General features: G+C 73.8%; 21 protein-coding genes. 12 read left to right on the top strand and 9 right to left on the bottom strand.

Annotation, left to right across the window (positions count from 1 at the left end; translation table 11 throughout):
* Positions 1-5 precede the first annotated feature (5 nt).
* Complete coding sequence (locus HK417_RS00355; protein WP_222262197.1) at positions 6-695, top strand: PIG-L deacetylase family protein; 690 nt, start codon at positions 6-8, stop codon at positions 693-695.
* 42 nt (positions 696-737) lie between these two features.
* On the opposite strand, the gene HK417_RS00350 is transcribed toward HK417_RS00355, so the two are convergent.
* From HK417_RS00350 to HK417_RS00340, 3 genes are all read right to left on the bottom strand, one after another.
* A complete protein-coding gene (locus HK417_RS00350) occupies positions 738-1,556 on the bottom strand; it encodes a sugar phosphate nucleotidyltransferase (protein ID WP_222262195.1) in 819 nt (272 codons plus the stop codon).
* Between the two features lie 124 nt (positions 1,557-1,680).
* Positions 1,681-2,739 (bottom strand): alpha-hydroxy acid oxidase, encoded by a 1,059-nt coding sequence (locus tag HK417_RS00345; protein WP_308123278.1) that lies wholly within the window; start codon positions 2,737-2,739, stop codon positions 1,681-1,683.
* 10 nt (positions 2,740-2,749) lie between these two features.
* Positions 2,750-4,120, bottom strand: a complete 1,371-nt coding sequence (locus HK417_RS00340; RefSeq protein ID WP_308123277.1) for a sugar transferase — start codon at positions 4,118-4,120, stop codon at positions 2,750-2,752.
* Between the two features lie 445 nt (positions 4,121-4,565).
* Between HK417_RS00340 and HK417_RS00335 the strand changes: the two genes are divergently transcribed.
* The 5 genes from HK417_RS00335 (at position 4,566) to HK417_RS00315 (ending at position 9,465) form a co-directional block, all read left to right on the top strand.
* A complete protein-coding gene (locus tag HK417_RS00335) occupies positions 4,566-5,675 on the top strand; it encodes a glycosyltransferase (RefSeq protein WP_222262191.1) in 1,110 nt (369 codons plus the stop codon).
* Positions 5,676-5,976: 301 nt separating this feature from the next.
* Positions 5,977-6,123, top strand: a complete 147-nt coding sequence (locus tag HK417_RS00330; RefSeq protein WP_222262188.1) for a hypothetical protein — start codon at positions 5,977-5,979, stop codon at positions 6,121-6,123.
* Positions 6,120-7,400 carry a glycosyltransferase family 4 protein gene (locus HK417_RS00325; protein ID WP_222262187.1) on the top strand — a complete coding sequence of 427 codons (1,281 nt, stop codon included), beginning with the start codon at positions 6,120-6,122 and terminating at the stop codon, positions 7,398-7,400. Before HK417_RS00330 ends, HK417_RS00325 begins: the two co-directional genes overlap by 4 nt.
* Positions 7,397-8,200: a Wzz/FepE/Etk N-terminal domain-containing protein gene (locus tag HK417_RS00320; RefSeq protein WP_222262185.1), complete on the top strand. Its 804-nt coding sequence runs from the start codon at positions 7,397-7,399 to the stop codon at positions 8,198-8,200. The genes HK417_RS00325 and HK417_RS00320 overlap by 4 nt, the downstream gene beginning before the upstream one ends.
* A complete protein-coding gene (locus tag HK417_RS00315) occupies positions 8,197-9,465 on the top strand; it encodes a hypothetical protein (protein ID WP_222262183.1) in 1,269 nt (422 codons plus the stop codon). The genes HK417_RS00320 and HK417_RS00315 overlap by 4 nt, the downstream gene beginning before the upstream one ends.
* A gap of 10 nt (positions 9,466-9,475) precedes the next feature.
* Here HK417_RS00315 and HK417_RS00310 read toward each other — a convergent pair whose 3' ends face one another.
* The 3 genes from HK417_RS00310 to HK417_RS00300 all read right to left on the bottom strand — a co-directional run bounded on the left by HK417_RS00310 (position 9,476) and on the right by HK417_RS00300 (position 13,166).
* On the bottom strand, positions 9,476-10,486 hold the full coding sequence (locus tag HK417_RS00310) for a class I SAM-dependent methyltransferase (RefSeq protein WP_222262181.1): 1,011 nt from the start codon (positions 10,484-10,486) through the stop codon (positions 9,476-9,478).
* Positions 10,487-10,558: 72 nt separating this feature from the next.
* Entirely contained in the window at positions 10,559-11,755 is a 1,197-nt protein-coding gene (locus HK417_RS00305) for a glycosyltransferase family 4 protein (protein WP_222262179.1), read from the bottom strand.
* A gap of 88 nt (positions 11,756-11,843) precedes the next feature.
* The gene (locus HK417_RS00300) at positions 11,844-13,166 is read right to left on the bottom strand and encodes a Gmad2 immunoglobulin-like domain-containing protein (protein WP_222262177.1); all 1,323 of its coding nucleotides are present in this window, start codon (positions 13,164-13,166) and stop codon (positions 11,844-11,846) included.
* 163 nt (positions 13,167-13,329) lie between these two features.
* Between HK417_RS00300 and cysC the strand changes: the two genes are divergently transcribed.
* The 3 genes from cysC (at position 13,330) to HK417_RS00285 (ending at position 14,828) form a co-directional block, all read left to right on the top strand.
* Complete coding sequence (cysC, locus tag HK417_RS24770; protein ID WP_261325559.1) at positions 13,330-14,346, top strand: adenylyl-sulfate kinase; 1,017 nt, start codon at positions 13,330-13,332, stop codon at positions 14,344-14,346.
* 78 nt (positions 14,347-14,424) lie between these two features.
* Positions 14,425-14,574 (top strand): hypothetical protein, encoded by a 150-nt coding sequence (locus HK417_RS00290; protein ID WP_222262175.1) that lies wholly within the window; start codon positions 14,425-14,427, stop codon positions 14,572-14,574.
* 26 nt (positions 14,575-14,600) lie between these two features.
* Positions 14,601-14,828, top strand: a complete 228-nt coding sequence (locus tag HK417_RS00285) for a hypothetical protein (protein ID WP_222262173.1) — start codon at positions 14,601-14,603, stop codon at positions 14,826-14,828.
* A 4-nt stretch (positions 14,829-14,832) separates the two neighbouring features.
* Here HK417_RS00285 and HK417_RS00280 read toward each other — a convergent pair whose 3' ends face one another.
* Together HK417_RS00280 and HK417_RS00275 are read right to left on the bottom strand one after the other, a co-directional pair.
* Positions 14,833-15,699, bottom strand: coding sequence for a hypothetical protein (locus HK417_RS00280; protein WP_222262171.1), 867 nt, complete (start codon positions 15,697-15,699; stop codon positions 14,833-14,835).
* 135 nt (positions 15,700-15,834) lie between these two features.
* On the bottom strand, positions 15,835-16,578 hold the full coding sequence (locus tag HK417_RS00275) for a 3'(2'),5'-bisphosphate nucleotidase CysQ (protein ID WP_222262169.1): 744 nt from the start codon (positions 16,576-16,578) through the stop codon (positions 15,835-15,837).
* Positions 16,579-16,791: 213 nt separating this feature from the next.
* On the opposite strand from HK417_RS00275, the gene HK417_RS00270 reads away from it, so the two are divergent.
* Positions 16,792-17,862, top strand: a complete 1,071-nt coding sequence (locus HK417_RS00270; RefSeq protein WP_222262167.1) for an LCP family protein — start codon at positions 16,792-16,794, stop codon at positions 17,860-17,862.
* Positions 17,863-17,908: 46 nt separating this feature from the next.
* On the opposite strand, the gene HK417_RS00265 is transcribed toward HK417_RS00270, so the two are convergent.
* On the bottom strand, positions 17,909-18,985 hold the full coding sequence (locus HK417_RS00265) for a hypothetical protein (RefSeq protein ID WP_222262165.1): 1,077 nt from the start codon (positions 18,983-18,985) through the stop codon (positions 17,909-17,911).
* Between the two features lie 233 nt (positions 18,986-19,218).
* On the opposite strand from HK417_RS00265, the gene HK417_RS00260 reads away from it, so the two are divergent.
* Positions 19,219-20,790 carry a hypothetical protein gene (locus HK417_RS00260; protein ID WP_222262163.1) on the top strand — a complete coding sequence of 524 codons (1,572 nt, stop codon included), beginning with the start codon at positions 19,219-19,221 and terminating at the stop codon, positions 20,788-20,790.
* A gap of 83 nt (positions 20,791-20,873) precedes the next feature.
* Positions 20,874-21,545 (top strand): hypothetical protein, encoded by a 672-nt coding sequence (locus HK417_RS00255; RefSeq protein ID WP_222262161.1) that lies wholly within the window; start codon positions 20,874-20,876, stop codon positions 21,543-21,545.
* Positions 21,546-21,599 lie beyond the last annotated feature (54 nt).

Below are 21,599 nucleotides of genomic sequence, written 5' to 3'. Positions count from 1 at the left end.
CGCGCGTGCTCCGGCTGAGACCCGCCGGCGACCGGCCCTTGCGGCTCGCGTTGCTCGGTGCCCATTGCGATGACGTCGAGATCGGGTGCGGGGGACTCGTCCTGGACCTGGCAGAGCGGCGGGGGCTCGCGACCGTCGACGTGCTCGTGGTGGCGTCGGACTCCCCGCGGGAAGCCGAGGCCCGCGCCGCGCTGTCCGCCTTCTCGGCACCGGTGGTCCCCACGACCCGGTTCGGGGGTCTGCCGGACGGACGACTGCCGGGACACTGGGACGAGGTCAAGGACCTCCTGCAGGACTTCTCCCGAGACACCGAAGCCGACGTCGTCCTGGCGCCGTCCCCCGCCGACGCGCACCAGGACCACCGGCTCCTGGGGGAACTCGCGGCCACCGCGTTCCGGGACGCCTTGATCCTCCACTACGAGATCCCGAAGTGGGACGGCGACCTCGGCGCAGGGAAGCCGCAGACGTACTGGCCACTGTCGGAGCAGGTGGTCCGGCGGAAGTACGCCCTGCTCCATCAGCACTACGTGTCCCAGCGCGGCCACGACTGGTTCCGCGAGGACACGTTCACCGCGCTGGCAAGGCTGCGAGGGATGGAGTGCCGTGCGGACTACGCCGAGGCGTTCACCGCCCGCAAGACGGTCCTGGGATGGCGGGCCGAAGGACAGGGCCCGGCCGACCAGCCGCGCGGCTGACGGATCGGTCCCTGCCCCGGCACACGGGGCAGGGACCGGCGGTCAGTCCTCCCAGACCTTCCACTCCGCCTGGCCGTCGTCCCAGAGGCTGTTGAGCTCCTTCCAGTCGCGGAAGGTGTCCATCCCCATCCAGAAGCCCTCGTGCCGGTGGACGCCGAGCCCGCCGTCGCGCGCGAGGCGCTGCAGGGGGGCGTGCTCGAGCATGACCTCGGTGGCGTCGGCGTCGAGGTACTGGTCCACGAACTCGCGCTCGAAGAAGAAGAAGCCGCCGTTGACGTAACCGGTCTGGGGCTGCTTCTCGTTGAACGCGGTGACGTCGTCGCCCTCGATCACCATCTCGCCGTAGCGGCCGCTGGGGTGGACGCCGGTCAGGGTGCCGAGCTTGCCGGAGGCCACGTGCGCCTTCAGCACGGCCGGCAGGTCGACCGCGCCGATCCCGTCGCCGTAGGTGAGCGCGAACCGGGGGGTGTCCAGGTACTTCGCGACCCGGGCGACCCGGGCACCGGTGGCCGTGGTCAGCCCCGTCTCGGCGAAGGTGATCTCCCAGTCCTCGTCGGCCACGTTGGTGTGGAACTCCAGCTCGTGGTCGCCCCGCATCCGGAGGGTGAAGTCGTTCATCCGCTCGCGGTGGTCGACGAAGTAGTCCTTGATCATGTCGCCCTTGTAGCCCAGGCACAGGACGAAGCGCCGGAACCCGTAGTGGCTGTAGGTCTTCATGATGTGCCACAGCACCGGCCGGCCACCGATGTCGACGAGGCCCTTGGGCAGCTGCTCGCTCGCCTCCCGCAGACGGGTGCCCATGCCCCCGCAGAGGATGACGACGGGGATGTCCGCCGGTGCGACGTCTGGACGGTGGTTCATCAGTTCCTCGGTTCCTCGTGCGGCGACAGGTCCTGCCGGTCCTTCGGAGCGTATGCGGCACCGGACACCGGAGGAAACCGGCAACGGTCCGTGCGGGGTCGCCCGATCGGGTGAGATCTCGGCGTCACCCGGGCAGGCGGGAGGTGGTCACCAGGCTCGGGTCCAGGTCGCCGAGCCGGGCCGCGCCCGCCAGCGCGAGGACGTGCCGGAGGTCCGCGCCGAGCGCATCGAGGGCGTCGGTCACCCCCGCGGCGCCGCCGCTGGCCAGTGCCCAGAGCAGCGGACGGCCGACCAGGACGGCGCTCGCCCCGAGAGCCAGGGCGACCAGGGCGTCGGTGCCGGTCCGCACCCCGCCGTCCACCAGCACCGGCGCACGCCCACCGACGGCGGCGACCACCTCGGGCAGGGCGAGCGCGCTGGGCACGGCGCGGTCGAGCTGCCGGCCCCCGTGGTTGGACACGATCACGCCCGCGGCGCCGGCGTCGAGGCAGCGGACCGCCTCGTCACCGCGCAGCACGCCCTTGACCAGCACCGGGAGACCGCTGACCTCGGCCAGCCGGCCGATGACGTCCGGGGTCATGGACGGGTCCTGCTCGGCCGACTCCCGGCCGATCGACCCCGGGAGCAGGTGCTGGGCGAGGTTCACCAGGAACTCGTCGTCCGGCACGGCGATCCGGACGCCGGACACCCGCCCCTTGCGGCCGACGTACGGGGTGTCGACGGTCAGGACGACGGCGCCCGCGCCCGCCTGGGCGGCCCGGCCGACCAGCGCCTCGGTCAGTCCCCGGTCGCGCATCAGGTAGGCCTGGAACCACCAGGGCCCGGTGGCCGCCGCGGCGATGTCCTCGAGCAGCCGCGACGCCCGGGTGGAGACCACCGCCAGGGAGCCGGCGGCCCCGGCACCGGCGACGGTCGCGCACTCGGCGTCGGGGTGCGCCAGGGCGTGGAACGCCATCGGGGCGACGAGGAACGGGGACTCGATCCGCGCGCCGAGCAGCTCGGTGCCGATGTCGACCGCGGACACGTCGTGGAGGACGCGGGGGCGGAGCCGGTAGGAGAGCCAGGCGGCCTCGGCCTCCCCCAGCGTGGTCTCCTCGCCCGAGCCGGCCGCGTAGTAGTCGTAGACGGCCGGCTCGAGGCGGGACCGCGCAGCGTCGAGCTGCTCGTGGAGCAACGAGATCACGGGCGGCCGATCAGTAGGCCCCGGAGCCGCGGAACACGGCACCCAGGGTCTTCCAGAGGATCATGAAGTCGAACGCCAGCGACCAGTTCTCCACGTACCGGACGTCGATGCGCACCGAGTCGTCCCAGGACAGGTTCGAGCGGCCGCTCACCTGCCACAGCCCGGTCAGCCCGGGCTTCACCAGGAACCGGCGGTGCATGTCCTCGCCGTACTGCTCGACCTCGCTGGGCAGCGGCGGCCGGGGGCCCACCAGGGACATCTCCCCGCGCACCACGTTGAACAGCTGCGGCAGCTCGTCCAGCGAGTACCGGCGCAGGACCTTGCCGACCGGGGTGACCCGGGGGTCCTCGTGCAGCTTGAAGAGCACCCCGTTGCCGTCGTTCTCGGCGACGAGCGTGGCCATCGAGGACGCGCCGTCGACCATGCTGCGGAACTTCAGCATGTGGAACCGGCGACCGTCGCGGCCGACCCGCTCCTGCCGGAAGAACACCGGACCGCGGCTGGACAGCCGGACGGCCAGCGCGATGACCAGCAGGGCGGGGGTGAGCAGGAACAGGCCTGCCACCGCCAGCGACCGGTCGAGCGTCTCCTTGGTCAGCCGCCGGACGCCGCGGAGCTCGGGGCGCTCCATGTGCAGCAGCGGTAGCCCGCACAGCGGCCGGATGTTCACCCGCGGGCCGACGATCTCGGTGACCGCCGGGGCCAGCAGCAGCTCGGCCTCGGTCTTCTCCAGGGCCCAGCCCAGCTTGCGCAGCGCCGGCCCCTCGAGCTCGCGGGAGGGCAGCACGGCCACCGCGTCGATCTCGTGGGCCAGGACCACGTCGGCGACCGACTCGAGGTCGCCGAGCACCGGCAGGCCGTCGAAGGTGGTGACCGGGCCGCCGTACTCGTCCGGCGGCAGGCAGACGCCCACCACCTGGTACCCGTGGTAGGCCGACCGCCTGATCTGCTCGTGCAGGGCCTGGACGCCGCTGCGGTGCCCGACGATGACCATCGTCTGCTGGAAGCGCCCGTCGTTGCGGCGCCGGTGCAGCCAGGTCCGTTCGGCGTAGCGGTGCAGCAGGGTCAGCAGGGTGGCCAGGGGCAGCGCCAGCACGATCAGGCCACGGGCGACCTCCAGCTTGAAGGCCCAGCTGACCGTCGCGACCGTCGCCAGGAGACCCACCGCGGCACCGAAGACCCGGCGGAACTCCTCCGGGCCGACCCACAGGAATCGCTGCTCGTAGGTGCGGGCGACGACCATCGCCATCACCCAGACGGCCGGCAGCACCAGCGCGATCCACAGCGAGGCCACCGACGCACCCGCGGGTAGCGTGTCCGCACCGAACCGGCCCACGTAGCCGACGATGGCCGCGAGGACCCCGATGAGGCCGTCGATCACGAAGATGCGGCGAACGTAGGAGGCCTGCCACGCCCGCCGCCGCTCGGTCCCCTCACCGCGGAGCCCGAGCCGCGAGGATCGCCACCATCTGAGGCGCGACTCGTCGGTACGGCGTCTCAGGTCGTCACCCTGCGCGAGCATGGACACATGAACCCCCGTGGCGTAGTAGTCGTGACGAGCCGTCCGAGACCACCCCGACACACCCGTCGCGGCGACACTCGTCGGGCAACGGGCACGGTGGGTGATCTGACCTGATGGCGTAGGAGATCATGTACTCCTTGACTGCGTTGGGCTACGAATATGCGCACTGAACGAGAGCGACACGGGGAGAGAAACGCGATGAGTAGTCCACCGCCTACACTCCGTAGGTTGCTGCATTCCGACGGCGCCCGGATGATCACTGTGCGTGATGCCGTCCGCCGCGCGGCCGGCGGCTGAGGACGACGTGACGCGACGTTCCTGGGTGGCCGGTGCACTGGCGGTCTCGGTCGCCGCCGGCCATGTGCTCTACCCGGTGGGGCTGCACCTGGCGGCGCGGCTGCGGCCGGTCCCCGAGCAGCCCGACCCCGTCGACTGGCCGCCGCTCACCGTGCTCATCCCGGCTCACCTCGAGGTCGGCGTCATCGCCGCGAAGGTGCGCAACGTCGAGGAGAACGGCTACCCCGGCGAGCTCGAGGTGCTGGTGGTCGCCGACGGCGATCCCGAGACCGCGGCCGTCGCCCGGGCGGCCGGTGCCCGGGTGCTCCTGCTGGAGGAGCGGCACGGCAAGTCCCAGGCGCTGAACAAGGGGGTCCCCGCGGCGTCCCACGAGTTCGTCGTCCTCACCGACGCCAACAACGAGCTGGGCCCGGGGGCGCTGGCCCACCTCGTCGCCGCGCTCTCGGGCGAGGGCGTCGGCGCGGTGGCCGGCGAGAAGCTGGAGGGCTCCGGCGGCGAGCTGGCCTACTGGCGCTTCGAGTCCTGGATCAAGCGCAACGAGGTGCGGATCTGGAGCACGCTCGGGCTCGACGGCGGGCTGTGCGCGGTCCGGAGGTCGGCGTGGCGTCCGATCCCGACGGACATCTCCAACGACGACTTCTGGGTGGCCCTCGACCTGATGGAGCGGGGTCTGCGGGTCACCTACGAGCCGCGCGCGGTGGTCAGCGAGGAGTCGATCGGCACGCTCGGGATGTCGTGGGAGCGCCGCACCCGTGTGCTGGGTGGCGGCCTGTGGGTGATGTGGCGCAAGCGTCAGCTGCTGGACCCCCGCCGTGGCTTCCTCAGCGCCCAGGTGTGGGGGCACAAGCTCTGGCGGTCGACGATCGGGCCGCTCAGCCACGTCGCGCTGCTCGCGCTCGCACTGGGGTCCCTGCGCACGAGCCGGGTCGCCCGGCTGTTCGTCGCCGGGCACATCGCCGCTGCGGCCGCGCTGCCCGCCCAGGAGGTCGGGATCCGCCTGCCGCTGCCGCTGCGGGTCTCGGCCCAGGTGCTGTACCTGCAGATGGTCGCCCTCGGCGGCCTCCTCCGGTTCCTGCGCGGGGACCGGGTGCTGCAGTGGAAGAAGCCGGCTCGCTGAGCCGTTGAGACGGGCCCTGCCGGGTGGTCCGGCGGGGCCGGACCGGGCCCGGGAGGGGCGCGCGGTCACCCGGACGGGGGACAACGACGCCGACGACCTGCGGTTCCACGTGCAGGTTCCGTGGCGCAGATGCCGGGTGGGGCATCATCGACGGCCGGTGATCGAGATGAGGAGGCACGGTGACGGAGCAGGCGACAGAGGACGCCGGCACTCTCCCGGCCGGTCGGTCATCCGCGCGGACGATCACCGACCGTCACGATACGGTGACTCTATTGCAGGGTCCATCGGGCGGCGAGGCGGGATGACGACGCCGACCGCGTCGGCACGGCGCCGGGCCGGCCAGGGCGTCCACCCGGACCGGCGGCACTGCGACGCCGTCGACGATGGCGGGCTCCCGGTGGGCCCGGACGAGTGCCGCTCGGCACCTGACACGACGAGGGGCCAGTGAAGATCCTCTTTCTGGGCGTCCAGTTCGAGCCCGAGGTCACCGGCGCCGCGCCGCTGAACACCGACCTGTGCCGCTACCTGCAGGAGCAGGGTCACGAGGTGACGGCGGTCGTGGGTTTCCCGAGCTATCCGCAGTGGGAGGTGTACGAGGGGTACCGCGGCCGCTGGTACGCCGAGGAGGACCACGACGGCGTGCGCGTGCTCCGGGTGTGGCAGTACGTGCCCCGGACCCCCACCGCTGTCCGGCGGATCCTGTTCGACACGACGGTGGCGATCACCTCCGTGCTCGCCGCGCTCCGCACCCGCCGTCCCGACGTGATCCTGGCGGTGTCCACCCCGCTCCAGATGGGCCTGAGCGCAGCGATCTTGGGGACGCTGTGGCGCCGTCCCTTCGTGTTCCACATGCAGGACCTCCTCCCGGAGAGCGCGACCGAGGTCGGCATGGTGAACAACCGGCGGGTGGTGGGCCTGATCCACCGGCTCGCCGACGCCATCTACTCCCGGGCGGCCACGGTCTCGACGATCGGGCACGGCATCCTCGACGCGCTGCGGCGCCGGGGGGTGCCCGAGGAGAAGCTGGCCTACCTGCCCAACTGGGTGGACCTCGACCGCTTCCCCGTGGCCTCCGACGAGCAGGGCCGGGCCTGGCGCGCCCAGCACGGCATCGGGGCCGACCAGTTCGTGGTGATGTACATCGGGAGCTTCGGCTTCAAGCAGGACATGGTCACCGTCGTGCGCGCCGCCGCCCACCTCACCGACCGGCCCGACGTCCAGGTCGTGCTCGTCGGCGACGGCGCCGACCACCCCCGGGTTCGCGAGGTGGCCGCCGAGCTGGACCTGCCGAACCTCCGGCTCCTGCCGGTGCAGCCGCGCGACGACCTCCCGGCGATGTCGGCCGCGGCTGACGTGTTCGTGCTGCACCAGAAGCGCGAGGTCGTCGACATGGTGGTCCCGTCGAAGCTGCTGACCTACGGCGCCGCGGGCAAGCCCATCGTCCTGGCCGGCCACCCGGACAGCCAGGGCGCCCGTCTGGTCTCGGAGGCCGACGCCGGTCCGGTGGTCGAGCCCGAGTCGCCCCGCGCGCTTGCCGAGGCGATCGGCGCCTTGCACGACGACCCGGCTGCCCGCCGGCGGTGCGGGGCGAACGCCCGCCGGTTCGTCGCGGCGAACTTCGACCGGTCGCAGGTCCTGCCGCGGCTGGCCGAGGTCGTGACCACCGCCGCCGGCGCAGCTCCCCCGCGGGCGTGCCCGCTGGCCGGGGACGAGGCGGCCGTATGAACCGGTTGCAGGCCCCCGACCTCCTGCGGGGGCTGCGCCGTCACTGGCTGGCGGTCCTGCTGGTGGCCGCGCTGGGCGCCGCGGCCGGCACGGCGATGAGCCTGGCCGTGCCCGACCGGTACCGCGCCGAGGCACAGGTCGAGCTGCTGCACGACACCCGCCTCGACGTCTTCCAGGACGAGCCGGCGGACACCTACGAGACCGTCGACGAGGCCAACCGGCGGATGGAGTCCGCCGCGCGGGCGGCACTGGCCGACGACGTCGCGCGGCGGACCGCCGACCAGGTGGGCATCTCGCCGCGGGCCGTCCGACAGGACGTCGAGGTCGAGCCGCTGGCCGGGACCAACGTGCTCGTCTTCTCCGCCGAGGGCGAGAACCCGGCGTCCGCCGCCCGGCTCGCCCAGGCGGCCGCCCAGTCCTTCATCGCGGTCAGCCGGGAGACGGGCACCGAGCAGCTGCTCGACGCCGCCCTGGAGTACGACACGCAGGCCAACTCGGTCCTCGCCGAGGCCGGTGCCACGGCTCCGGACGAGGCCGACGACGTCGCGGTCCAGCTGTACAGCCGCGCCTACGAGCTCCGCATGCGGGCCGCGGTGTACGAGGGCGCCGGGAAACTGATCCGGGCCGCCGACCCGGGCGGCGCCATCGCCCCGCCCGGACCCCTGCGGGGCGCGGGACTCGGGCTCGCCGCCGGCATCCTGGCCGGGGTGGCGGTCGCCCTCCTGCTCTCCACGCGCCGGCGCCCCGAACCCGCGGCCGACGAGCCGCCACCCGCCCGGGCCGTCCCGGACCCCGCATGACCGCCCTCGCCGGCGCACGCCCGGACCGGCGGCAACGGGCGCGCACCCTGCTGCGCAGCCACCTCGACTTCGGCCCACGGCCCTCCCGCGCCGTCCTGCTGGGCCTCGCCGGCGCGCTGGCCGTCCAGCGCATCGCGGTGCCGGGCACGCAGCTCCCGCTGCTGGTGCCGCTCGTGTACGTCGCCGTGGCGATCGGCCTCTACCGCGGGGCGCTCTCGTTCGACGTGGCCCGGTTGCGGCTGTTCCTGATGGCGGCGGTGCTCGTCGTGGCGAGCACCCTCACCGCCGTCATCCGCGGGCTGGCGCCCTCGGTGTCCTCCGCGCTGCTCGTCCTGGGCGTGTACGCCTGCGGCACGCTCGTGCTGACGGCGCCGACCTGGGCCGGCTACCGCGCCCTCCTGGGCGGCTACGTGCGGGTGATGTCGGCCTTCGCCGGGTTGGGCACGCTGCTCTTCGGTCTGCAATGGGCGGGCCTGGCCTACTCCGACTGGCTGGCGGCCGTCCTCCCCGACCAGATGCTGCTGACCGGCTACTACACCACCAACCCCCTGCTCTACGGCTCCCCGTACCAGCGGGCCAACGGCCTGGTGTTCCTCGAGCCGTCCTTCTTCTCCCTCTTCTGCGGGCTGGGGCTGGCCGCGGCCCTCTACCTGCGCGTCGGGCTGGTGCCCCTGGGCATCCTGGCCACGGGGCTGATCACCTCGGTCTCCGGCAACGGGATGGTGGTCGCCACCGCGGCCATCGCCGTCCTGGTCGTCACCCGCCAGTGGCGTTCGCTGGCACCGATGGTCGTGCCGGCCATCATCGTCGCCATCGCGATGGTCGCCTACGGCCTGGGCCCGATCCTGCTCTCGAGGCTCACCGAGGTGACCCGGACCGACTCCAGCGCGAGCATGCGGTTCGTCCAGCCGTACGACATCTTCGCCGACCACCTGATGCAGTCGGTGCCCACCCTGCTGATCGGGCAGGGAGCCGGGACCGCCGACACCCTGGCGACCACGGTGCGTGCCGACCTCGTCGCCCCGATCATCCCGAAGGTCGTCTACGAGTACGGGCTGATCACCGCCGTGCTGCTGCTGGCCATGCTGGTCTCGATGACGCTGAGCCGGGTCCCGACCTGGGTCGTGGGGGCGGGCCTGGCGCTGGTCTACTGGATCGTCAACCCGTCGCTGCTCGTACCGCTGGTGCCGTTCACGGTCTTCACGTTCATGACCCTGTGGGCGCCGCTGCGCAGCCCGGCCCGCGGTCCCGACCCGGGACAGTGACGCCGGCAGGTCAGGCCCGATCGGCGACCTTGCGCAGCCAGAGGCTGGAGTGGGAGAGCGTGGTCGGCGAGGACGGCGGCCGCACCGCCGTCGGCAGCACCCGGCTGAGCGCGGCGAGGTGCCGGGCGGCGAGGAAGGCTCCGTACCAGTGGACCTCGAAGGCCGGGTTGTACATCAGGAAGGCCCGCAGGAGATAGGCCTCGTTCCATGCCTTCCCCTGTTCCAGCCAGGCCCGTGGGTACTCGAACGGCCACGGGATGTCGTGGAAGTGGACGAGGACACCCGGCGCGAGCACGGGCAGCACCTCGAAGAGCAGGTGCAGGACGTCGCTGTCCATCTTCGCCACGTGGCTGGAGTCGACGAACAGGACGTCGCCGTCCTCGAGCTGGGCGAACACGTCCAGGTCGACGTCCTGCACCGACGCCCGGAGGACGGTGCACCGCTCGGCGTCGGAGTCCCTCAGCAGGCTCTCCAGGCGCTCCGGGTACGGCTCGATGAAGGTGAGCTGCAGGCTCCCGTCGAAGAAGCGGTCGTTGAGGTCCAGCATGGCCGCCGAGGAGAACCCCGAGCCCACCTCGACGATCCTCCGGGGGCGGTGTGTGCGCAGGATCGAGTAGAGCGCGACGCAGTCGCCGTAGGTGAACCACTCGTTGTCCAGGTGGTAGCGGAACCCGGGCGTCGGCCGGTCGGGGAAGGGCAGCTCCTCGTGCACCCGGCCGAACAGCTGCAGGCGCTCGAGCTGAGCCGCCTCGTGGAGGTCGATCCCGGGCAGGGACGGCGGCCCCGGGTCGTCCGGCGCGTCGAAGATGCGGGCGGCGTTCCGCCGGACGGCGGCGAGGTCGGGGATGGGCGAGTAGTAGTGCCCGGGAGGCGCGAAGCGCAGGAAGAGCTTGTTGCGCGACCCCAGCACCCTGAGCACAGCCGGCCACGACGCCGCCTCGCGGAAGGCCATCAGTGCGCCCTGCGGTACCCGACGCTTGAGCCGCGCCTTGAGGTCGTCGGGCATGTGCTCCTCGCTCATGTCGGGGCCGTGGCCCGCAGGCACGCGGGAGCAGCGAACGCTACAGGTCGGGCGCTCAGCGCCCAGGAGGAGTCACCCGTCCGAGGTAACGTCGGCCAGGGCGGCGCGGAAGGACGGCGCGATGGCGTCCCAGCTCGCGGTCCGCTCGACCAGGTCCCGTGCGGCCCCGGCGAGCTGCCGCCGCAGTTCCACGGAGGCGAGCAGCCGGTCGACCTCGGCAGCGAAGGCCCGGGGATCCTGCGCGAGCGCCGCGTGCGTGCCCGGCTCCACGAGGAGACCTTCGACCGCCTTCGGGGTGGCGACCACGGGCAGCCCGACGGCGAACGCCTCGAGCACCTTCAGCCGGGTGCCGCTGCCCACGCGCAACGGCACGAGCAGCAGGTCGGCCCCGAGCATGGCGGTCCGCGCGTCGGGCACCTCGCCGAGGAAGGACACCCGGTCGCCGGCCCGCGCGAGCACGGCGGCCGCGTCCGGACCCGCACCGCTGCCGGCCACCTGCACGACGACGTCGTCCGGCAGATGCGGCAGCACGTCGTCCACCAGGTGGGCCAGGCTGTCCACGTTTGCGCTGGAGGACAGGCTCGCCAGCCACAGGACCGTGCGTCCGGCCGGGCGCTGCTCCTTGAGCCGCGGTGGGACGTCGGCACCGTTGGGCAGCACGCGCACCTCCGCGCCCGGGGCCAGGGCCCTCAGCTGGTCGGCGTCGTGGTCGGAGCAGGCGAGGGTGACCGCGCAGTCGCGGACCATCGCGCGCTCGAGCCGCCGCACCCCGGCCACGACCGGGGCGGCGGCGACGCGGTACACCCCCCGCCGGTGGGCGAGGAAGGCCGCCGTCCGGGCGGTCTCGACGTTGTGGGTGTCGAAGACCGTGCGGGCCCGCCACGCGGCCGGTACGGCCCCGATGACGTGCAGCTGGGCGGCGACCACGACGTCGTAGCCGCCAGCGGCCAGCTGCCCGGCCACGGCGCGCCGCAACGGCCTGCTCCGGCCGACGGCCTGGTGGTACGGCCGGCCCAGCACGCTGCGCGCCCGCTGGACGGGGGAGCGCAGATAGCGCTCCATCGGCTCCCCCGTCACGACCAGCTCGTCTACCAGGCCCGCGAGGGCACCCCTCCCCTGCGCGGCGCCGGGGTCCGACGTCTGCGGGAGGGCGACCACGTCCAGCCGGCTGGCCACGCTGCGCGCGGCACGGAGGAGAGCGAGGTTGCGGAGGGTGTCCCCGCTGGTGGCCGGCATCGGCACGCGGGAGAGCACGAACAGGACTCGCACGATCGCACCGTAGCGGAGCGTCAGCAGGCGGCTCCGTGTCGAGCAACCAGACGCATGGCGCCGCGGCGCGGTGAGCCGCGGCGGCAGCTCACCAGAGGCGGCAGTAGGTGGCGGCGGAGTTCGGGACCTTCGTGTCGGGGAACACCGCGAAGCCGTTGTTGTCCTGGACCTCGTTGAAGAAGATCTCGTAGAGCACCTGGCCGGGCCCGCTGCCGGCGTTCGCGTTGAGGAACCCGTACATCTGCTCCATCCAGGTGGTCGAGTCGCCGTGCGGCGCGTAGACCCCCCACTCGCTGAGCGCGAGGGGCAGCCCGACGCTGCGGGCGAACTCCAGGAAGCGCTGCGGGCCGCGCGGGCCACCCCACGCGTTGTAGTCCAGCGCGCGGTGCCGGAACCCGTCGACGGTGTCGGTGAAGAACCAGCTGTTGTAGTAGGTCGTCGAGATCACGTCGACCTGACCGGGGCCCGGGAACGCCTGACGCCAGTCCATCCCGAACTCGTCCATGGTCTCGGAGTTCGGGGAGAACACCAGCTTCGCGGCCGGGAAGTGCTGCTGCTGCAGCGCGCGGAAGCGCTGCCAGCCGGTCTTGAAGTCAGCGAGCGAGGCGGGGGTGACCGACCAGGGGTACCAGTCGCCGTTGAACTCGTGCGCGAAGCGCAGGTACAGCGTGCCGGGGCGGCCGGCCCACAGCCGGGCCGCCTCCTGCAGCGACTGGGTCCACCGCTGGTCGTAGGCCCCCTGCGCCGCCTGGGCCCAGGTCTCCTCCTTTTCGATCGCGCCGATGGCGATCTCGAGGTCGCCGGTCCAGCCCGCGTACTCACCGTGCAGCGGCCACAGCTTCAGCTGCCCGGCGGCGGTGTTGGCCCAGGTGCCGGCGATGGTCACCGGGGATCCGCGCCAGGCGGCGAACGAGCCGTCGGGGACGCCCGCCCCGGACGCGCCGGCTCCCCAGCGGGGCGCGCCACCCGCCGCCACCTGCAGTGCCTGCGTGGTGACCGGGCAGCCGCCGGCTGCCGTGTCCGAGCCGGTGACCGCCCAGAGCGCCGCCGAGTAGGAGCCCTCGGCCAGGGCGAGCGGAACGGTGAACGTGCCGTCGCCGGCGACCTCCGCCGTGGAGCCCGTGGAGATCTCGGTGCCGCCCCCGTCCCGGACGCTCCACAGGACGGTGCTGTCGCCGGTGGTGGTCGTGCCGGCCAGCGTGACGGGCCCCGCCCCGAGCACCGCGTCCGCTGCGGGGGCGGTCACGGTGACGGCCGGGAGGCAGGCGGCGGCGACGGTGTCGCCGTTCCCCGCCCCGCACCCGGTCACGGCGAGCAGGGTGCCGACCGTCGCGGCGACCACGCCCCGGACGGCCGGACGGTCGCGCAGCCGCCTCTGGCGGTGTCGAGCAGGCCGGTCGCCGAAGGTCATCCCACGCTCCCCCATTCTCCCGTGCACGGTCCGCCGGAGCCACCGGATGATGGCCACGGGAGCTCTCGTCCGGGCGCCGCCGCACCGGCGGGACGCCGAGCACGGGCCCGATCATGGCCGGTCCGCTCCGGCGCCGCACCCCCCGGGTGCGAAACTCCGCACCATGGTGCACTCCCGGGCCCGGCTGACCGACACCGATCTCGCGGCTCTCGCCCGGTACGCCTTCGGGCTGACCGCCGCTCCCTCGGACCTGCCGGCCGCGGACGAGCTGGAGGACGCCGAGGGGGTGCTGGTGGCGACCCGGGGCGAGGGCGGGCCGGTCGTCCGCGAGATCCCCCGCTGGCGTCCACCGGCCGCCGTGCGCGCGGAGACCCCCGGCTGGGGGGTCTGGGTCGGGGTGCCACCGGAGGACCCGGCCCCGCTCCCGGACCGGGTGCTCGCGCTGCTCCCCGTGGCCGGCACGTCCCCGGACTCGGCGGCGGTCTCCGCGGCGGCGGCGGCGTGGGGGTCGGTGCGGGAGCAGGGCCGGGAGGTGGTCGTCGTCCCCGTGCCGGTGACCGCGACGGCGCCGGAGGTCGGCTGGCCGGAGCTCGCCGCCGCCTACGGCGCGGAGCTGCTCGGCGCCCGCGTGCTGCCCGCCGTGCCGCGCACGGGCGGCCTCGCGGTGATGTTCACCGGGCTGTCCGGCGCGGGGAAGTCGACGATCGCCGGCCGGCTGGTGGAGCTGCTGCTGGAGACCGGCCGCACGGTGACCCTGCTGGACGGCGACGTGGTGCGCACGCACCTGTCGGCCGGCCTCGGGTTCTCCCGGGCCGACCGGGACACCAACGTGCGGCGGATCGGCTGGGTGGCGGCGCAGATCGCCAAGCACGGCGGCGTGGCGGTGTGCGCGCCGATCGCGCCGTACGCGGCGACCCGCGCGGAGGCCCGCCGGCTGGTCGAGGAGGCCGCCGGACCGGGCTCGTTCGTGCTCGTGCACGTGGCCACGCCGCTGGACGAGTGCGAGGCCCGCGACCGGAAGGGCCTCTACGCGAAGGCCCGGCGCGGGGAGATCGCCGAGTTCACCGGGATCAGCGACCCGTACGAGGAGCCGACCGACGCCGAGATCGTGATCGACACCCGCTCCTCCGGGATCGACGAGAGCGCCCACCTGGTGCTGGCGGAGCTGCGCGGGATGTGACGAACGGTCACCGGACCGCAACCTCGTGCTCCGCCCGTCGCGCCGGCCGGCCGGGCTGCACCCCCTAGCGTGACCGGCATGTCCGCTCCTGGGAACAGCACGGTCCTGCCCGCGCAGTCGCGCGCCGACGTCCTCGCCGACGCGCTGCAGTCGACGTTCGCCGCCCAGTGCGCCGGCCACCAGCGCCGCGCGCTGCCCACCCCGGGTCCGGAGCCGACTCCGGTCTGATCCGCCCCGCCGGGTACGGTGCGGCCGTGGTGGTCCGCTGGCTGGGTGCGCTGCTCGTGGCGCTGGTGCTGACGGGCTTCGCTCTGCTGCTGCTGTCCGGTCAGTACTTCCGGGACGGCCCGGTGGTCGCGAAGGTGACCGAGAACCACGGCATCCACCGCGGCGACATCGGGATCGTCTCCGTCTGGGCGTTGGGGATGATCGGCCTGGGCCTCACCCTGTCCCACCGCCGTCCCGACGACGGGGGCCGGTGACCGGTCAGGGGCGGTGACGGCTGGGCAGCGCGGCGGGCGCGTCGACCGTCTCGGCATCCGCCCGGCGGCGCAGCGCCCAGTCGGCTGGCAGCACCAGTCGCGGCGCGACGCCCACGAGCACGGCCGTGAGGACGGCGACCGCACCCCCGGCCTCGACGCTCTCCTCGACGAAGGTGGCACCCGCCCGCCAGAACACGTCGGCTCCCGCCCGCGCCAGCAGTGACGAGGCGCCGGAGAGCCCGACCGCGGCCACCGCGTAGATGCCGAAGGCGATGAGCACCCGGCGCCGGTCGCGGCGCTCGGTCCGGCTGAGCCACCACAGGAGGGAGAGGACGGCGCCGACGACGACGGCGCTGCCCAGGGTCGCGATCACCGGGTCGTCGGCCACGCCCAGCGTCTCCAGGGCGCGGACGTGCACGGTCCCGCCCGCCTTCACCTCGGAGACGACCGCCGCAACGATGCCGACCGCGATCCACCACGGCCGGCGGCCGGTGGCGCGAGCGGCGCCCAGGAAGGCGGACACGGCGGCGACGGCGAAGACGGCGGCGACGAACATGCGCGGAACGGACAGCGGCAGGTCCATGGACCACAGCCGGGCCGCGCCGCGCTCGTTGCCGGTCGCCCGGATCACGAAGCCGACGGCCTGCAGCGTGACGCCGGTGAGCAGCAGCGCGACGGCGATCGGCGGGACGGGGATGCGGCGGCGCCGCCTACGCCCGGCCGGCGAGGGTGCGGGTTCCGGCGAGGGGACGACGAGGCCCCGCCGCGGACGGTCGAGGCGCTCGGCCGTGCGCAGGCCGAGCCCGACCAGCGGGGCGAGGACGACAGCCAGCCCCGTCCACCCGATCAGCGTCCATCCCCACCACGGCATGTCGATCCCATCGGTACGTCGGCGGGGGAACTTGAGCCCGGCCGCAACGCCTCGACCCTGGCACGCGCCGACCACCCCTCCGGGGAGGGTGATCTCGAACGGGGACGGTTCGTCCCAGCCATCCCACCTGCCCCGTCAGAGGGTCTCCGCGAGTGCTCCCAGCAGGTCGTCGGCGAGCTCGGGGCGGCAGACCAGCAGGTCCGGTGACCACGGGCTGGGCTGGTTGTAGCGCAGCGGCGTGCCGTCCAGCCGGCTCGTGTGCAGACCCGCGGCCCGGGCCACGGCCACCGGCGCCGCCGAGTCCCACTCGTACTGGCCCCCGCCGTGCACGTAGGCGTCGGCCTGGCCGCGGACCACCGCCATCGCCTTGACCCCCGCCGAGCCCAGCGGCACGAGATCCCCGCGCAGCCGGGCGGCGAGCTCGGCGACCAGCACCGGGGGCCGGCTCCGGCTCACCACCAGCCGGATCGGCCCCTCCGCTCGAGGCGCCGGGGACGGCGGCTCGGGGGTCGAGAGGGTGACCGACTCCGCGGGGAGGGCCACCGCGCCGGCGACCAGCTCCCCGCGCTCCCACAGCGCGACGTGCACCGCCCAGTCGGCGCGGCCGGGCTCGGAGAACTCCCGGGTGCCGTCGAGCGGGTCGACGATCCAGACCCGGTCCGCGGACAGCCGGGCGGGGTCGTCGGCACCTTCCTCGGAGAGGACGGCGTCGTGCGGCCGTCGCCGCGCGAGCTCGCCGACCAGGAAGCGGTGGGACTCGGCGTCACCCGCGGTCTTGCGGGCGGCGGCATCGGGCAGGTCGCGCTGCCGCACCTGCAGCAGCAGCCTGCCGGCCTCGCTCGCGAGCGAGGCGGCGAGGGCGTGGTCGGCGGCGGTCATGGGGGCTCCCGTCAGCTGAGGAGCCCCCATCCTCACGGTCCCTCCCCGGGCGGTGGCCGCCGGGAGGGGCCGGGTGTGCCGGCGTCCCCCGGACCGGCGACGGCGGGACGGGACCGCCGCTCGTTCGGGTGAGGCACCCCCCGGTAAGACCGGGCCGGACCCCTAGGCGCGCCTACCGTCGGCCCTCGATCACCGTGGACCAGGGGGCAGCAGATGGATGGCGTCGACATCGACGACCGGACCGCGCCGCAGTCGCCGGTCCCGGCGCAGCCGGACCGGCGGCGGGGACTGCGCCGGGCACTGCTGGGCCTCGGCGTCCTGGCGCTGGTCCTCGCCCTCGGCCTCGGGAGCGGGATCTGGGTCCTGAGCCACCGGTACGGCGGGAACGTCGACCGTCTCGGCGACGTCTTCGCCGGACTCGACGAGGCCGCCCGGCCCGCTCCGCCGACCCCGGCCGCCGCGGCGCCGGCGGACCCGGTGACCTTCCTGCTGGTCGGCTCGGACACCCGGGCGGAGATCGCCCCGGGCGAGCTGCCCGACGCCCGCTCGGATGCGATCATGATCGCCCGCGTCTCGGCCGACCGGGCGCACGTCCAGGTGATCTCGATCCCGCGTGACTCGTGGGTCGCCATCCCCGGGCGCGGCATGAACAAGATCAACGCTGCGTACGCCTGGGGCGGTCCGACGCTGCTGATCCAGACGGTCGAGCAGCTCACCGACGTCCGGATCGACCACTACGCCGCGATCGACTTCGGCGGGCTGGCCCGGGTGACCGACGCCCTGGGCGGGGTGGACGTCGTGGTGGACGCGACCACGTCCAACGGGCCGTACACCTTCACCGCGGGGGTCAACCACCTCGACGGCGACCGGGCCCGCTGGTACGTCGGCCAGCGGTACGGCCTGCCCGGTGGCGACTTCGACCGGGTGCGGCGCCAGCAGAACTACCTGCGGGCGATGACCGGGAAGCTGTTCGGCCAGGGTGCGTTCGAGTCCCTGGGCGGGCTGGACTCCACCGTCCTCGCGGTGACCGGCGTGGTCGCGGTGGACGACGGGCTCAGCGACACGGACCTGCTGTCCCTCGCCTACTCGCTGCGCGGGCTCCGCGCGGGCGGCCTCGCCTTCTTCACCGCCCCGGTGCGCGGTACCGGGACCGAGGGCGCCGCCAGCGTCGTCTACCTCGACGCGGCCCGGGGCGCCCGCATGTGGGCCCACCTGCACACCGACTCACTGGGCAAGCACACCGACGAGTTCGCCGACGAGGCCCTGCCGGCCGTGCCGAACTGACGCGCCGCCCGGGGCCGTCCGCTCGGCCGGCGCCCCCCGGGGACCGTCACCGGGCACCCACCTCGCCGTGCGCTGCCTTCCAGGCGGCGACGGCCGCGGTCCACACCGCCGGATCGGTGACGACCCGGATCCCGGCCGCCCACGCGGGGTACTCCGCGCCGCCGCCGAGCCACACGAGCGTCGAGGGGGCGTCCGGGCAGCCGGAGTCGTCCACGACGGTGCCCGGCGGGAACGCCATGGCGTCCGTGCCGTTCAGGGACACCGCGTCGACCATGAACGTCGAGCACTTGATCACGACCCGGTTGCCCGACTCGGACCACTTGAACAAGGCGTTCTCCCCCATCACGACGTCCCCGTCCTCGCGGTGGGGGGTCTGGTACAGCCCGATCAGCATGTGATCGAGGACCAGGGTCTCCGACTGCGGGGTGCGCCACGATCGATCGCGTGACGGCCGCTCCGAGATGCCGGTGTTGCACTGCTCCCAGAGGTTGTCGTAGAGCACCCCTCCGACGGTGTAGTCGTTCTCCATGCAGTCGTCGCGGATGCGGGTGAGGTGGGTACCCGTGACGAGGAACTGGGTGTCGTTGGCGTTGACCGACGACTCCTGGGGCTTGATCCCGTCCTCGACGTTGTCGCAACGGAGTCCGTGGACCTGGATCCAGCCCGTGGCGATGATCTTCAGACAGGCTGCGTTGTACTTGTCGTGGTAGTAGTCCCACGTCTTCTCGTCGTCGGCCTGACCCTGGACGACCCCCCCGATGACGCACGTCCGCGCGGCTGGACGGTCCGTGCCGACCGCGAACACCGACTCGGTCGCCGGATAGGCCGTCGACGTGGTGCCGGTCAGGTCGAAGGTGGCGTCATCGGGCGGCGAGTCCTCCACCCACTGGTCCCGGTGCCGCGTCACGGCCTGGGCGCTCACGATCCGGCCCGGGGCGACGCACGACTGCGCACCGGGCATCGGACCGCCGGCCGAGAGGCCGGGGATGGGCTCCGGGGTGCCGGTCGATGCGGGGGGAGCGCTGCCTGACGCATCTCCGTCCTCGCCCGGACCACCGGTGGAGGACTGGCAGGCGCAGAGCAGGAGCAGCACCGCGGCCAGGCCCGCGCGTGCCCGCGACACCGGTCGTCGCCGAAAGGCGTGCATGCGCACCAGTCCCGATGTGGGGAGCGCGGTCCGCAGCACCGTAACGGATCCCCCCGTCGAGGGGAACGAGCGCGCCCACGCATCGACGAGGCACAGCCGGTGAGGACGGCGACCGGGATCGCCGCCTGCACCCGGGATCGACGACCGCTGTGCAGGACGAGCGAGCAGGCAGGATGTGTCCACTCCGCGCGACCCATGGGGGGAGAGACATGAGCACTGAGCACGGGCGGGCCGGGCGCGAGCCGGGTCCCCGGTGGGAACCGCCGGGTGCGCCCGCTTCCGTCGGTCGGACGGACGGGGAAACCGCGACCGACGAGGTCTCCCCGCCCCTGGACCTGGTCGTGGACCTGTGCAGCCGCTTGCGTGCTGCCGGTGTCTCCTACTGCCACTGGAAGAGCAACGACGTCCTGCACCTCTCGGCATCCGGCGTCAACGACCTGGACCTCCTGGTCGACCGCCGGGACCTCCAGACGTTCCTGGGGGTGCTCGTCGGGGCCGGGTTCAAGCAGGCCCAGCCGAAGCCCCGCCGCCGAGTCCCCGGTGTCCTGCACTACTACGGGTTCGACGCCGCCTCGGGGAAGCTGGTCCACGTCGACGCCCAGGCCCACCTGGTGCTCGGCGACGACACGACCAAGAACGTCCGCGTGCCGATGGAGCGCGCCTACCTCGCGTCCTGCACCGAGGGGCCGCTGTTCCCCGTACCCGCCCCCGAGTTCGAGCTCGCGGTGCTGGTGCTCCGCCTCGCCCTCAAGCACGGAACCTGGGACGCCGCGGCCTTCGGGCTGGCATCGCTGGCCCCCGGTGAGCGGCGGGAGCTCCACCACCTGCAGGCCGCCGTCGACGAGGACCGGCTGCGGGAGGTCGTCGAGATCCATCTGCCGCAGATCGGCTGGCGCGACTGGTCCGCGCACCACCGGGCCCTGCTCGGGGACGCGAGCCTGGCACGGCGGCTGCGCACCGGCCGGCGCGTCGTCGCCGGGGTCACCGGGCTGATGCGTCGTCCCGCGGCGGCGGACACCGCGCTGCGGTGCTGGCGGCGTGTGGAGTGGGGGACCCGCCACTACGTGCTGGGGCAGCGCAACACCAAGCGCCTGACGGCCGGGGGCAGTCTCATCGCCGTCGTCGGCGGGGACGGCGCGGGCAAGTCGACCATGGTCACGGGGCTGTCCGGATGGCTCAACGGACCACTCGACACCCGGGTGGTCCACCTGGGAAAGCCGCCCCGTGGACCGGCGAACCTGGTGGTCAAGGGCAGCATCGTCGCTGCGCGGCGCGCCGGGCTGATCCGCGACTGGCTGCCCAACTACCCCGCCTCGGAAGCGCTCAGCGAGCACGTCCCCGGCCGGACCTGGCTGCTGTGGCAGCTCGTCACGGCCGCGGACCGCCGGCGCCAGCACCGCCGCGCCCGCGCCGCGGCAGCACGGGGGGACCTCGTCGTGTGCGACCGCTTCCCCCTTCCCCAGGTCACGCTCATGGACGGCTCACGCACGCGGTGGGTCCCGCTCGAACGGCTGTCTCCCCTGGACCGCTGGCTGGTGGCGGCCGAACAGCGCTGCTACGCCGCGATGGCCGACCCGGACCTGCTCGTGGTCCTCCGCGTGGACCCGGACACCGCGGTCGCCCGGAAGCAGGGCGTCGATCCCGCCGAATTCGTCCGGCCCCGCTCGGCGGAGGTGTTCGCGGCCGATTGGAGCGGCACCAGGGCCGCCGTCCTCGACGCGTCCAGGCCGGCGGAGGTCGTGCTGGCCGAGGCGCGGGCGCTCGTCTGGGCGAACCTGTGAGGGGTCCGGCCGGGCCGGACCCGGGACGAACGACGGGGTACACCATCGAGTTGGCCGGCATACCCGGATCCGGGAAGAGCCGCTTGACCCGGTGGCTGACCAGGGAGCTCAGCCAGCACGGCGTTGGCGTCCGCCTGCCGCAGGCGCCGTTCGGACCGGCCGTACCGGTCCCCCTGAGGCTCGGCCGGAAGGCGGTGGCGGTCGGCCTCGCCGGGGTGGCCGACCCTCGGGGCGCCGGTCGTGTCCTGCGCGCGATCGTGCGTTCGGGGCAGTCCGGGCCCGTGGACCTCGCCGCCCGGGCGGTCCAGTGGCTGGTGGCCCAGCACGTCACCGCCCGGGCCGTGTCACGGAGCGGCGTGAGCCTCGTCGACGAAGGCGTGGTCCAGGCCCTCTGGTCGGTCGGCCTCCGGGGGGACGTGGAGCCGGTCCTGGCCGCCGTGGACACCCGTCGCCTCGCCCCACCCGCGGACCTGCTGGTGGTCGCTCACGTGTCACCGGAGCTCGCCCTGGAGCGGCTGACCGCACGGCGGTCCCAGCACAGTCGGACGCAGTCCCTGACGACCACCGAGATGTCGGACGAGCTACGGCGGGGTGTCCGCCTCCTCGACCGGCTCGTCGACTGGTGGGCGACCGGGCCAGGGGGACCGCACGAGGTGTTCGTCGTCAGGGGCACCGAGGAGACGTCGGACGACCGCGATCGGCTCCTGCAGCACGTGCTGGCCGCCGCGAGCGCCGGGTCTCACCCGCCCGCCTGAGTCCGAGGGCGAGCCGGCCTCAGCACCAGCTCCTGGCGGAGGGACCGAGCTCCC

It is taken from the genome of Modestobacter marinus (assembly GCF_019799945.1).
Taxonomy (GTDB): Bacteria; Actinomycetota; Actinomycetes; order Mycobacteriales; family Geodermatophilaceae; genus Modestobacter; species Modestobacter marinus_B.
This window is presented reverse-complemented; position numbering and strand designations above follow the sequence as displayed.